The organism is Nostoc sp. (genome assembly GCF_036916655.1).
In the GTDB taxonomy this organism is placed as follows: domain Bacteria; phylum Cyanobacteriota; class Cyanobacteriia; order Cyanobacteriales; family Nostocaceae; genus Nostoc.
The window spans coordinates 14,812-28,891 of sequence record NZ_JBALFY010000079.1; the positions used below are offsets into that span (position 1 = coordinate 14,812).

Here is a 14,080-nt window from a genome sequence, read left to right on the forward strand (position 1 = left end):
CATCAATATATTTATTGACTGACTAATAGCTAGGGTTTCAGAATTTATAAACTTTAGACGCTAAACAGCTTGTTAGCTTTTAGCTACTTTCACTAAGCTCAAATTCTGAAAAACATTGGTAGGTAGATACTTGGAGCCGGAATAGGATTCCTGGCTCTTGTTTGTTTGGAAAAATTTATTAAACAACGGTAAGTCTATCGAAATTAAGTACTTTCTGTACTAACATTGGATATTTGCACAAAAGACTATAAAAAGCAAGCCCCTTGAGAGGGATAATAAAATTTATTTTACATAACTTGATGTTTGAAGTTGTTTGTTAAAATGCTTGCTTTTTGTCGAAAACTGTGAAAAGCTTTGTTATGTAAAAAACTACGGTTTATTGATCAAGATAAAGTAGTTATAATGCTAATCTAGTAACAACTTGTCTTTAGGTGGCCATAATTTCAGGCTGCTAGCTGGATTTCTAAATTTATTTTGCAGCATCGATGGGGTGAAGACTTGATGCTTAAGACTTTATCGATGGGGGGAAATGGTAAATGATAAAGACGTTAACAACCGATTTTGAACTCAACTTAGAAGCAGATGTGCTTGTGATTGGAGGTGGCCCATCTGGGACTTGGGCGGCATGGAGTGCTGCATCAAGTGGAGCTAGGGTAATCCTCGTTGATAAAGGATATTGTGGCACAACTGGATGCGCTGCTGCATCTGGAAATGGTGTTTGGTATGTGCCACCCGATCCAGAAGCACGGGAAACAGCAAAGGCGAGTCGGGAATCGTTAGGTGGGTTTTTAGCCGATCGCAATTGGATGGATCGGGTACTGAATCAGACTTATGTAAACGTCAATCAGTTAGCAGAGTGGGGTTATCCCTTCCCTACCGACGATGAAGGCAAACCCTATCGGCGATCGCTGCAAGGGCCAGAATATATGCGGCTGATGCGGCGGCAGATTCAACGCGCTGGAGTCAAGATTTTAGACAACAGCCCCGCCTTAGAACTACTAGTAGATGATGATGGTGCTGTTGCTGGTGCAACAGGTGTGAACCGTCAGACTGGTGAGAAATGGGCGGTGCGATCGCAGTCCACAATTATCGCAACTGGTGGCTGTGCGTTTCTCAGTAAAGCGTTAGGATGCAACGTCCTGACAGGGGATGGTTATCTAATGGCGGCAGAAGCAGGAGCCGAGATGTCGGGTATGGAATTTTCCAATGCTTATGGCATCTCCCCCGCCTTTTCTTCAGTCACCAAAACCCTGTTTTATAATTGGGCAACTTTTACCTACGAAGACGGTACTGTAATTCCGGGTGCAAGTTCTCATAGACGGTCAGTAATTGCTGAAACCTTACTGCAACAGCCAGTTTACGCCATCATAGACAAAGCGGCAGAATCGATGCGGCCATCTATGCGTTTAGCGCAGCCGAACTTCTTTTTACCCTTTGACCGTGCAGGCATCGACCCATTTACCCAACGTTTCCCTGTGACTCTGCGTTTAGAGGGAACTGTGCGCGGAACGGGGGGAATTCGGATTGTTGATGAGAGTTGTGCCAGTTCTGTACGCGGACTCTATGCGGCTGGAGATGCAGCCACACGCGAACTGATTTGTGGCGGATTTACTGGCGGTGGTAGTCATAATGCGGCTTGGGCAATATCTTCTGGTTATTGGTCAGGGAAATCGGCTGCTGAATATAGCCGCAGCTTGGGAGAAGAGAGAACTCAACGACAAGTTAAGGGAGTTGGAGAGGTAGTATTACATAGTGGGAGCGATCGCACCTTAGCGACTGATGAAATTATTCAGGCAGTCCAAGCTGAAGTATTCCCCTATGAAAAGAACTATTTCCGTACAGAACAAGGCTTAACCGAGTCTTTGGGTAGATTAAATCATCTTTGGCAAGAACTCCGCAGTAGCCAGGTAACATCAGAGAAAGAGCTTCCCAGGGCGCGAGAAGCTGCGGCAATGGTAGCCACAGCACGGTGGATGTACAGCAGTGCCATTGAACGTAAAGAAACTCGTGGGATGCACAGACATCTAGACTATCCAGAACAAGATGCTAACCAGCAACATTACCTAATTAGTGGTGGATTGGATCAAGTCTGGGTGAAGACTCAGCCGCTACTGAATACAGAATATATTTCCCAATCCAGAATCGAAGATCCAAAATCCAAAATAGGAGCAGTCGTGTGATTGAGTTGGTCAGCGAGTCGCGGTGCATAGAATGTAATATATGCGTGAATATTTGTCCAACTAACGTGTTTGACAGAGTGCCAGATGCGCCGCCAACCATTGCCCGACAGAGTGACTGTCAAACCTGTTATATGTGCGAATTGTATTGTCCAGTTGATGCCCTTTATGTTGCACCAGAAAGCGATATGAAAACTTCAGTCAACGAGGCAGAATTAATAGAAATTGGGCTGTTAGGTAGTTACCGTGAAAATGTTGGTTGGGGACATAAACGCACCTCAACAGCAAAAGCCGATGAAACATTCCAAATTTTGAAGCAGATGAAATAGTAACGCGATGTGCAACTTATCCTTAGAACCCCACTTCCATTCCTCTCCCTCACAGAGAGAGAGGCTTTGATCCCTGCTCCCCTTACCTTGTAGGGAAGGGGTTGAGGGTTAGGTCTGAGAGAAAGTTGCACACTGCGTATATATAATAATACGGCGGAGAAAAAGTCATGCTGTCGTTCCCAGTAGGAACAGATTTTATCAGTAAGAATAAATTTACTGCCAAATTATCAACCTCGATGGCTTGTGTCCTGCTACTACTAACTACAGGATGTAGCCAAGGGGAAACTAAGTCCGCTCAATCTGTTGAGGCTGTTAATACCAAAAGTGCTAGCACTGTAGCTGCATCTAATAGCGTTTCTACACTGCGTATAGGTTATGTAGGTAATTCAGAACCTACAGGGCCACTTGGTTGGGCGAAGAAAAAAGGAATTTTAGATCGTGAGTTGCAACAAGCAGGATTTAAAAATATTACTTTTGCAAGATTTCCTAACGGGCCGGATCTAAATGAGGCGCTAGTCGCCGGACAATTAGATGTTGGCTCTTTAGGTGATACGCCAGCCATAGTTTTGAGAGCAAGGGGTCAAGAAACTCGACTATTAAGGATTACTCAGTTTAATACAACCGCCTGGTTAGTGGCGAAAAAGAATGGGCCGCGATCGCTTGCTGAACTTAAGGGTCAAAAAATAGCTACCCAAAAAGGTTCTTATATGCATCGATACCTCCTGGGACTATTAGCTGAAGCAAAAATTGCCAAAGATGTAAAAGTTGTTCACTTGATGACTACTGAGGCAAAAGCAGCTTTAGAACGTGGTGATGTGGCAGCTTATGCAACCTCAAGCGATCTCGGGCCTTTTCTGAAATCACAAGGGTTTCCGGTGATTGATTCTTCGGCGAATCATCAAGGTTTGTCAGGGACATCATTAGTTGTTGCAACTGAAAGCTTTTTGGCGAAACAGCCTGATTTTCCCCAGAAATTTAATGCAATTCTCACAGAAGCAGCCAAGGATTTAAAAGCTAATTCTGAAGAATATTATCACTATCACGCCCAAATTACTAAATATCCCATCGATATCATCAAAGTATCGTTACCACTCAAACAGATATCAGAAGAACCATTACCAGCAGAGGGCGTGAAACTTTTAGAAGGGACAAAGAATTTTTTAGTCTCGCAGGGTTTAGCCAAGTCGAACTTTAAATTAACAGATTGGGCTGCGAAAGAATAGTAACATTAATTTTTTTAACTTTAGCTGGTTATCAAAAATATTTCTCAGTCTGGAGAAAGGTTTTATGACTATTGCTGTTGCAGCTAATATCTACAAGTTTGTGGAGAAGGAAATTATCAGCTTTGCTGATTTTCGAGATTTTATCTTTACTAATACCGCCACATTATATATAAGAAAAAATCCCAACTTCTTCAAAGGAACTGCTGTTAAGAAGGGAGTAGACAACCTTCTGAATCAGTACTATCTACCCAATCCAATTGAAAAATCAGGTAGAACACTATGACTATTGCACTAGACCGTCCACAGAAAACTAAGTCTGCTCAAATTCGGGAAAAACTGGGTTATCCGATCATCGATACTGATGTGCATACCCAAGAATTTCCCCCAGCATTCTTGGACTATTTAGAGCAAGTTGCTGGAACTGCGATCGCAGAGCGTTTCCAAGAACACTTACCCGGTGCATCTCGCTCTAAATGGTTCAAGCAATCTTGGGATGAACGCCGCGCTAACCGCACCGCCCGCCCTCCTTTCTGGACTCGTCCCACTAACGATGCTTTAAATTTAGCTACCGTTAGTTTGCCCAAGTTGTTGCACGAACGCTTACAAGAAGCTGGTACAGACTTTGCCGTTGTGTACCCTAACTTAGCAACTTTGGCTCCACATATTGGCAATGAAGAAATGCGGCGGGCTGTTTGTCGGGCAGCTAATACTTATCACGCTGATATTTTCCGTCCTTATAGCGATCGCTTAACACCCATTGCTGCCATCCCCATGCATACGCCCGAAGAGGCGATCGAAGAATTGGAATATGCGGTGAAAGTGCTGGGACTCAAAGCCATTCAAATCCCCGGACATATCCGCCGCCCGATTCCTGCTTTTGAGAAGTATGGCGAAGAAGTAGCCAACGAAGCCATCTGGATTGATACCTTTGGCTTGGATAGTAAATATGATTACGATCCCTTCTGGGCGAAGTGCGTAGAACTGAAAGTTGTACCCACCACCCACTCTTCGGGTATGGGCTGGATCAATCGGCGTTCCATTAGCAATTACCAATACAACCATATTGGTCACTTTGCATCGGCCGCGGAAGCCCTATGTAAATCTCTATTTTTTGGTGGCGTAACTCACCGCTTCCCCACACTCAAGTTTGCTTTCTTAGAAGGTGGTGCAGCTTGGGGTGCTAGTTTGTACACCGATTTAATTTGGCACTGGGATACTCGTAATAAAGACCATTTGGTGGAAAATAACAATCCCGCCAATATCGATCGCGAAGAACTGCTAGAACTTTATACCCGTTACGGTGGCGAATTAGTACATGGTCGCTTGGATCAGCTAGGTAGCGGTTTAGGTTTCCACGCTGATTTATTATCTCCCCTAGAACCAGGTGATTTGGATGAATTCGCCGTTGCAGGAGTAACGAAGCCAGAGGATATCCGCGATCGCTTCTTGAATCACTTCTACTTCGGCACAGAATCAGATGATACCCGTGTAGCTCAAGCTTTTAACCGGAAAGCTAACCCTTATGGCGATCGCGTTAAAGCATTTTTGGGTTCCGATTCCGGTCATTGGGATGTACCTGATATTACTGCGATCGCTGCTAATACATATTCAATGGTAGAACGCAAGATTATCACCGAAGAAGATTTGCAATATTTCCTATCAATTCATCCCTTGGAGTTGTACACCAGCCTCAATCGTGACTTCTTCAAAGGTACGGCTGTTGAGAAAACCGCAGATGAGTTTTTGGCTAAAGCCGGCCGTTAATTCCATCTTCTCGTTATGTCCCTCAATCTTGATGATCCCCCCAACCCCCCTTAAGAAGGGGGGCAAAAAGTGGCTCAATTCCCCCCTTTTTAAGGGGGGTTAGGGGGGATCTAAAGATACACAAATCTTTTGAATAATTTAGGGTAAACATATCATGACGATTGCTCTAGACCGCCCACAAAAAACTAGGTCTGCTCAAATTCGCGAAAAACTTGGTTATTCAATCATTGACACTGATGTACATACCCAGGAATTTGAACCAGCAGTTTTAGATTATTTAGAACAAGTTGGTGGAACTGAACTTGTAGAACGTTTCAAAGAGAATTTACCAGGATCTTCTCGCTTTAAGTGGTACAAGCAAAGTTGGGAAGAACGTTTTGCTTATCGTACCAATCGCCCTAACTGGTGGGGTCGTCCAACCAAAGATACTTTGAATTTGGCTACCATTAGCTTGCCCAAGTTGCTGCACGAACGCTTGCAAGAAGCAGGTACAGACTTTGCCGTTGTCTACCCCAACTTGGCAACAATGGCCCCAAATATCGGCAACGAAGAAATGCGGCGGGCTGTTTGTCGGGCAGTTAACACCTACCATGCTGATATTTTTCGCCCTTATAGCGATCGCTTAACACCCATTGCGGCAATCCCTCTACACACTCCCGAAGAAGGGATTGAAGAGTTGGAATATGCCGTGAATGTTTTGGGACTCAAAGCAATTCAAATTCCTGGTTACGTCCGTCGTCCAATTCCTGCCTTTGAGAAGTATGGCAAAGAAGTGGCTAACGAAGTAGTTTGGATTGATAACTTTGGTTTAGATAGCCAGTATGATTACGATCCATTCTGGGCTAAGTGCGTAGAACTGAAAGTTGTACCCACAACTCACGCATCTAGCCAAGGTTGGACAACTCAGCGTTCTGTCACCAATGCCCAATACAATCACATCAATCACTTTGCCTTTGCAGCCGAAGCATTATGCAAATCGCTGTTCTTTGGTGGAGTTACCCGCCGCTTCCCGCAATTAAAGTTTGCCTTTTTAGAAGGTGGTTCAGCTTGGGGCGCTAGTCTCTACGCCGATATTATTTGGCATTGGGAAACCCGCAACAAACAACATTTGTTATCAAATAACAATCCTGCTATTATCGACAAGGAAGCACTAGTAGAGTTGTACACTCGTTACGGTGGCGAACTTGTAGATGGACGCTTAGATAAAATTGGTGACGGTTTAGGATTCCACCATCAACTATTGGCTCCAGAAGATCCAGGCGAACTTGATGAATTTGAACTAGCAGGAATAGAGAAGCCAGAAGATGTGCGCGATCGCTTCTTGAATCATTTCTACTTCGGTACAGAATCAGACGATACCCGTGTCAGCCAAGCATTTAACCGTGCAGCTAATCCCTTTGGCGATCGCGTTAAAGCCTTCTTAGGTTCCGATTCCGGTCACTGGGATGTACCTGATATCACCGCCGTTACTGCCAACGCCTACTCAATGGCAGAACGCGAAATCATTACCGAAGAAGACCTCCGCTACTTCCTCTCAATCCATCCCTTGGAGTTGTACACCAGTCTCAATCAAGACTTCTTCAAGGGTACAGGTGTTGAGAAAGCCGCAAACCAATATTTAGCGGCTAAGAAATAATTGTCATTAGTCATTAGTCATTTGCAAAGGACAAATGACAAAGGACTATTGACAATTACAGCGTTCCATGTTCCATTTCCTCTGTTCACTTGTAGCGTGGGCCTTGCCCACTCTACATTTCTCCTAAATTCTGCATTGGAAAAGGATGTTTTGTCTCACATTCATAGAGCAACGAATTAAAAACTGTTTGTAGTAATTGTGTTTGCCTTAATTACGAATTACGAATTACGAATTACGAATTATAAAAGGTGATTTGATTATGGTGCTAGATATTACAAAACCAAAGGATTACGTTGACTTAGCAACTTCTCTATCCAAGGAACTTGCTCAATCCGCAGTTGAACGGGATGCTAAAGCTGGAGTTCCCGAAGAGGAAATTAATAAACTGCGTGAAAGTGGTTTGTTGCCACTGATTGTACCCAAACAATATGGTGGGATTGGTGCAACTTGGATTGATGCCTTAAAAATTGTCAGAAAGTTATCAAAAGCAGATGGTTCAATTGGTCAATTGTATGGTAATCATCTTAATTTGACAGCTTTGGGTCACGTCTCCGGCACGGCAGCCCAAAAGGAAAAATATTATAGAGAAACTGCTAAGAATAACTTATTTTGGGCAAATGCCATTAATACAAAGGATACTAGGCTGAAAATTAATCCAGAAGGTGAGAATTTTCGGGTTAATGGTGTTAAAAGCTTTGGTACAGGTATTTCCGTTGCCGATTATCGGGTATTCTCCGCTTTAGAAGATGGTGTAGAATTGCCCTTTATATTCATAATTCCCAAAGACAGAGAAGGGTTAGTTTCTAATCACGATTGGGATAACATCGGGCAACGTCGTACTGATAGCGGTAGTTATACATTTAACAATGTCTTAGTAGAGAAAGATGAGATTTTGGGGCCACCAAATCCTCCTGATAGTGCCTTCTCAACTTTTCTGGGGATTATCGCCCAGCTAACAAAAACCAACGTTTATCTAGGAATTACTAAAGGAGCCTTCGCCGCCGCTCGTGAGTACACTAAAACTACTACTCAACCGTGGATTACATCAGGCGTAGATAGTGCTACTCAAGACCCTTATATTCTGCATCACTACGGAGACTTTTGGCTTGAAATTCAAGCTGCGATCGCACTAGCAGATCAAGCAGCCGAGAAAGTACAAGCAGCCTGGGATAAGGATGTAGAACTGACTCATCAAGAAAGGGGAGAAGTTGCGATCGCAGTTTCCGCAGCCAAGGCATTAGCGACCCGTGTAGGTATAGATATTACCAACCGCATCTTTGAAGTTACGGGAACCCGCGCCACAGCAACCAAATATGGATTCGATCGTTACTGGCGAGACTTGCGAACCTTTACCCTGCACGATCCTGTGGATTACAAATTGCGTGCGATCGGTGATTGGGTACTCAACGATCAACTACCCGTCATCACCCAATATTCTTAAGGCATTGGTTATTTCTCTCTCTACCTTTATCCCCAAAGACGCGATTCATCGCGTCTCTACAAAATCCAAAATCTAAAATCCAAAATTGATATGACTCAACTAAAAACACTTCCCACCTACGACCCAAGTTTATTTGAGGGAGCCGCAGAGGGCTATGCTCAATATAGAACCAAATACCCATCTGTTGTATTCGACAAACTAACCGAAATATTTAATCTCAATGGTCAAGGACGACTCCTTGATTTAGGTACTGGCCCAGGATTAATTTCAATTCCCCTACGAACCAAATTTGAAGAAGTTGTGGCGATCGATCCCGATCCAGAAATGATTGCAGAAGCCAAACGACAAGCAGCAGCAGTCGGAGCAAATAATATTACTTGGTTAGAACAAGGAGCAGAGTTAATCGACTCTAGTTTAGGGAAATTTAAGTTAACCACAATTGGTAGAGCCTTCCACTGGATGGAACGCGAACTAGTCCTTGAACGCCTTTATGAATTGCTAACTGATGATGGTGCATTAGCACTGCTTAACACTGGTGATAACCCTTGGGAAAGCAATCTACCTTGGAAACAAGCTGCTGTTGGAGTAGTGAAAAAATGGTTAGGTGATGAGCGCCGAACTGGACAACGAGGACAAGGTATTCGTAAGCCAGTCGATCCTCCCCATGAAGTCGTAATTGGCAATTCGGCTTTTGCTCGTCAAGAAACCTATGAAGTGCCATTTGAAAAATCTTGGACTGTCGATAGCTATCTCGGCTACTTATACACTACAGCCTTTTCTCTGAAGATTTTCTATGGTGATAATGCCCCAGCATTTGAAAAGGATCTTAGAGAAGCGCTACTAGCAGTTGAGCCGTCTGGACATTTTACAGAAGAACTCGAAGCTACAATTCTAGTCGCTTGGAAGCACTAGCAAAATTGAACACGAATAAAACAGGAGTCAGAATTCAGAATTCTGAATACTCTACCCATAAAGGGATAGAGTTTTAAGGCGCGAATATTTTAATTTTTTTCGCCCACCAGGGGCGAGATTTTTACCAATATTCAGATGCGACTCGAAAATACTCGCTTGCCGCCGGCGCTATCATCCATTCGTACAGAATTCATACTTGTTTTCTGACTCCTGAGTTCTGAATTCTTCTTATAAAACAGAGTTTCATTCACAAATTTCAATCTTCCACTAGCACCACTCTGGAGTGGGCCTTTCTCACTCCACTTCCTAAATTTTTCCTCTTAAGCTAAAAAACGTCTAAATTGCATAATCGAATTAAACATAACTCTTGTAGGGTACGCAACATCAGCGCCCAGCTTATGCAATTTAAATATGGAACAGCTTAACTATTAAATTCTCAGTTCCTCGAGTCGTTATAGAGTGGGTCATACCCACTCTATTTTCTAAATTAAGACATAAAAAAATTATTTTTTTTTATTAAAAAATTATCCCCCATGACCCGTAAACATGATAAAAGTGGGTTTCATGAAAGTAGTCATATATACTCTGACGACTTTTTAAATCTGAATTACCAATAAAATTCAGTTCAACAAAAATAAAAACTAAAAATATCCACTTACCTCAAGAAATTACATTGAATCATGTTCAGAAGCTACAGAAAGTCATTGTTGCCCGCGAGTATAGCTCGTTATTTTTTGCTGGCGTTTACGACTTTTCTGTTAGTTACAGGTTGTAGCTCTCCAAGTACTCAAAGTAATACTCCCCAAGTTGAGCCAACTACTGCAAGCTCAAAAAAACTAGAGACGATCAACATCGGTCATCAGAGTGGTACACCAGGTCTGAACCTACTTAAAGCCCAGGGCTATTTGGAAAAGCGCTTTGCTGCTGATGGCATTTCTATCAAGTGGATACAATTTCGCGGCGGCCCACCAATGATGGAAGCAATGGCCGCAAACAGTGTTGATATTGGTAACGTTGGAAATCTACCACCAATTTTTGCTCAAGCTGGTGATAATCCCATTGTTTATGTTGCTGCAACTGGTTCCAACGCAGGCGCTCAAGCAGTTATTGTCCGTAAAGATTCACCAATCAAAACTCTTGCGGAACTCAAGGGTAAGAAAGTTGCGATCCAAAAAGGAACAGCCCTGCAATATTTGCTTTTGAAAGCTATAGCAAGTGCTGGGTTAACTCTCAATGATATTCAACCTGCTTACCTAACTATTCCAGAAAGTCAGGTTGCTTTTGAAGGTGCCAAGGTTGATGTGTTACCCACTAGCGATCCGTTTTATGCTCGGAAAGAGAGAGCAAATGAAATACGAATTCTAGCCAAAGGTTCTGATGTTGCCCCCCAAAGAGCGTACTATATCGCTACACGCAATTTTGCTGAAAATCACCCTGACTTAGTGAAGATAATCTTGGAAGAACAAAGAAAAGCAGAAGAATGGGCTAAAGCTAACCCCAATGAAGTTGCTAACTTATTGGCAGCGCAAACTAAAGAAGAACCAGGAGTCTGGAAATGGGCTTTAGAGAGACGGCCTATCTTGGGTGTGTTTGATATAACTGATGAATTTGTAGCTGAACAACAGCAGGTAGTTGACCTTTTCTACAGTCAAAAGCTGATTCCTAAAACTTTTCAAGTCAAAGATGCAGTATGGAAACCTAAAAGTTGATTGATTACAGCAGTTTTCATGTATTTAAACCACATCTGTCGTAGGGGCACAGCATTGCTTATGCGTGTCAACTTAACGCGAAACCGCTTGTCCGCCGGGAATTGAAATTCCCGTCTTATAGCTAAAGTCATCTGAAGATGACTAAATATCGCCAAAAATCTCCAGTCTATTTCAGTAGACCTCAGCTATTAGCCCGAAAATTTATTTTCGGGCGGGTATGTCAGCCAACAGATAAGCTATTTCCAGCTTAAGCTGACACCAATGAGCAATGCTGTGCCCCTACTGCTTGATCTATTTACCTGAAAATAGCTGTAAAAGAGTAGTCATAATTATTGGAGCCTGTACAGCACTTTTTCCGATCAACAGTGCTGTACAGCTTTTATATTTAATTTTGACAGCTTGACATAAGTTTTATGGCAATGATCCTAATAGCTTGATATGAATAAATACCGTGATTTATTGATAGATATTTTTAATTATAGAAAAAATATTTAATTAGTCTAATTTTCAACTATATTAATAAACAATAGTTCTTTCGGCTATTTAGCTCGCCATTAATCATAATCGTTCTGACCCCGGATAAAGGAATAAATAAAACAACCCATGCCAGCTTTAAAAGGAAAGTTTGAATTCAAGAAAAGTCAGAGAACAACACGTCGTTCCTTGTTGTTTGCTTTGGGCTACTGCTTAATGCTATCGACAGTCTTATCGAGTTGTGGTGAAGCCAAAAATAACACTCAGCAGTCAACAGCTACCCCTGAGTCTACTGCTTCATCTAGTACTACTACAGAAAAGTCAACTGAGAAGCAAGTAGTGCGGATTGTACGTTCCAAACAACTTTCCGCTTTAGCAGTTCTAGAAAAACAGGGTTCCTTAGAAAAGCGATTAGAGCCTCTGGGTTTTAAAGTACAGTGGCCTGAGTTTGCCGCTGGGCCACAACAGCTAGAAGCTCTTAATGCCAATGGACTAGATATCGCATCTACAGCCGAATCGCCTCCTGTATTTTCGCAAGCAGCAGGAGCGCCTCTTGTTTATCTATCTACTACACGCCCCAGTGGTAAAGCTATTTCACTTTTAGTTCCGGTGAACTCTCCGATTAAAAGTGTTGCTGATTTGAAAGGTAAAAAAGTAGCTTTCCAGAAAGCCTCCATCGGTCACTACTTATTAGTTAAAGCCTTAGAAGATGCCGGATTGAAACTGAGCGATGTCCAATCAGTTTTTCTCACACCGCCAGATGCAAATGCGGCATTCAGTCAGAGTAAGGTGGATGCTTGGTATATTTGGGAGCCATTCGCTACTAGAAATGTCCAAAATAAAATCGCTCGTGTTTTAGCAGATGGTGGTAAGTTGCGGGATACTGGCAACTTTTACTCAACCTCACGCCAGTTTTATCAGGCTCATCCTGACGTGATCAAAGTGTTTCTAGAGGAGCTAGAAAAAGCCGAAATCTGGACTAAAGATCATCCCAAAGAAGTGGCACAATTACTTGCTCCTGTAACTCAGCTAGATGCACCAACTCTAGAAATAATGCATAAGAAATATGACTATGGGTTGCTACCAATCACTGATAAAACTATTACCAAGCAACAGGAAGTTGCAGATAAATGGTACAGCTTAGGACTTATCCCCAAGAAGGTGAATGTTAAAGAGGGGTTCTTGACACCTGAAGAGTACGCTAAAATTACTCCTTCAGAGGTTCTAGCGAATAAGTAGTTATCCCCAGCAAGAAACAAAAACACAGGAGAATATTTATGTCTACCTCGACTTTGACAGCAGTTAAAATTAGGTCTATTGATGCCCCTTTGGGAGCTATCGTTACCGATCTGGATGCTAGTCAAGCGATCGCACCTGAAGTTATCCTACAACTTAAGGAAGCTCTGCGCGATCGCCACATCTTGATCTTCAAAGACCAAAAGCTCTCCGATAAAGAACTTTTAAACTTTTCTCTATACTTTGGCGCACTCTTTGTCCCATGTGATGAAACTCCAGTATTGGCTTCTAAACCAGGAGAAACCCCGGTAGTGATTCCGATTTCCAACGTCGATGGTGGCTATACCGGTACTGGAGAATTAACTTTCCATTCCGATCACAAATGGACTCCTACCCCATCTAGTGGTTCGCTTCTTTATGCCTTGGAAATACCAACTCATGGTGGAGATACTTATTGGTTAAACACCAATTTAGCTTATGAAGGATTAGATGAAGCTACCAAAGAACGAATTGCATATTTGCAGTTAATTACCTACAACCCATTTTTGCGAGATCGGAATGCACCCCGCTCTTTGTATCGTTTAGATAAGAATATTCCTTTAATCAGTCCAGTCTTTCCCCATCCTTTAGTTAGGACACATCCAGATAGTGGTAAAAAACATCTTTACTTAGATGCTGCTACAGAAGTGGAAATCGTGGGGTTAGAGCCAGAAGAAGGATCGCAACTAATTGAACAGTTAAGGCAACATCTCAATCAACCCAAATTCTACTACAAACACAAATGGTCAGTAGGTGATATTGTCTACTGGGATAATCAAGCTACCTTGCATTACCGTCAAGCATTTGATCCGAATGAGCGACGAGTCTTGAAGCGGGTTAGCCTTGCAGGTAGTCGTCCCTTTTAGGCTTTATACCTCAAAAAATTAAGCTAATGCGCCTTTAAAATCTGCATTTTCTTAAGGTAATCAAGAGTCATTAAACGCCAATTATTCATGCGCTTTTTCAATAAGAATACCCAACTGAATTCTGATGACTGACGCATGTATTATGTTCAACAAACAAGATCCCCGACTTCTTAAAGAAGTCGGGGATCTGTGGGCTGAAATTCTGAGCAATTAAATAGGATTGATAGAGTGACTTTAATATAAATAAGTAAAAACCTCATAAAAATTTTTTAAG

General features: G+C 42.5%; 11 protein-coding genes. All 11 read left to right on the forward strand.

From position 1 onward, the window contains the following. Positions 1-536 precede the first annotated feature (536 nt). The 11 genes from V7L31_RS22025 to V7L31_RS22075 all read left to right on the forward strand — a co-directional run bounded on the left by V7L31_RS22025 (position 537) and on the right by V7L31_RS22075 (position 13,806). Entirely contained in the window at positions 537-2,180 is a 1,644-nt protein-coding gene (locus tag V7L31_RS22025; protein ID WP_334698233.1) for an FAD-binding protein, read from the forward strand. Next, on the forward strand, positions 2,177-2,506 hold the full coding sequence (locus tag V7L31_RS22030; protein ID WP_334698234.1) for a 4Fe-4S binding protein: 330 nt from the start codon (positions 2,177-2,179) through the stop codon (positions 2,504-2,506). Before V7L31_RS22025 ends, V7L31_RS22030 begins: the two co-directional genes overlap by 4 nt. A gap of 167 nt (positions 2,507-2,673) precedes the next feature. After that, positions 2,674-3,729: an ABC transporter substrate-binding protein gene (locus V7L31_RS22035; RefSeq protein WP_334698235.1), complete on the forward strand. Its 1,056-nt coding sequence runs from the start codon at positions 2,674-2,676 to the stop codon at positions 3,727-3,729. A 64-nt stretch (positions 3,730-3,793) separates the two neighbouring features. Continuing rightward, the gene (locus tag V7L31_RS22040) at positions 3,794-4,012 is read left to right on the forward strand and encodes a hypothetical protein (protein WP_334698236.1); all 219 of its coding nucleotides are present in this window, start codon (positions 3,794-3,796) and stop codon (positions 4,010-4,012) included. Next, positions 4,009-5,493 carry an amidohydrolase family protein gene (locus tag V7L31_RS22045; protein ID WP_334698237.1) on the forward strand — a complete coding sequence of 495 codons (1,485 nt, stop codon included), beginning with the start codon at positions 4,009-4,011 and terminating at the stop codon, positions 5,491-5,493. Before V7L31_RS22040 ends, V7L31_RS22045 begins: the two co-directional genes overlap by 4 nt. A 154-nt stretch (positions 5,494-5,647) precedes the next feature. Beyond that, positions 5,648-7,129: an amidohydrolase family protein gene (locus V7L31_RS22050; RefSeq protein ID WP_334698238.1), complete on the forward strand. Its 1,482-nt coding sequence runs from the start codon at positions 5,648-5,650 to the stop codon at positions 7,127-7,129. A gap of 259 nt (positions 7,130-7,388) precedes the next feature. Then, entirely contained in the window at positions 7,389-8,570 is a 1,182-nt protein-coding gene (locus V7L31_RS22055; RefSeq protein WP_334698239.1) for an acyl-CoA dehydrogenase family protein, read from the forward strand. Positions 8,571-8,660: 90 nt separating this feature from the next. Continuing rightward, positions 8,661-9,482, forward strand: a complete 822-nt coding sequence (locus tag V7L31_RS22060) for a class I SAM-dependent methyltransferase (RefSeq protein ID WP_334698240.1) — start codon at positions 8,661-8,663, stop codon at positions 9,480-9,482. A gap of 680 nt (positions 9,483-10,162) precedes the next feature. Next, a complete protein-coding gene (locus V7L31_RS22065; protein WP_334698241.1) occupies positions 10,163-11,191 on the forward strand; it encodes an aliphatic sulfonate ABC transporter substrate-binding protein in 1,029 nt (342 codons plus the stop codon). A gap of 603 nt (positions 11,192-11,794) precedes the next feature. Then, entirely contained in the window at positions 11,795-12,904 is a 1,110-nt protein-coding gene (locus V7L31_RS22070; protein ID WP_334698242.1) for an aliphatic sulfonate ABC transporter substrate-binding protein, read from the forward strand. Between the two features lie 38 nt (positions 12,905-12,942). Beyond that, positions 12,943-13,806 carry a TauD/TfdA dioxygenase family protein gene (locus V7L31_RS22075; RefSeq protein WP_334698243.1) on the forward strand — a complete coding sequence of 288 codons (864 nt, stop codon included), beginning with the start codon at positions 12,943-12,945 and terminating at the stop codon, positions 13,804-13,806. Positions 13,807-14,080 lie beyond the last annotated feature (274 nt).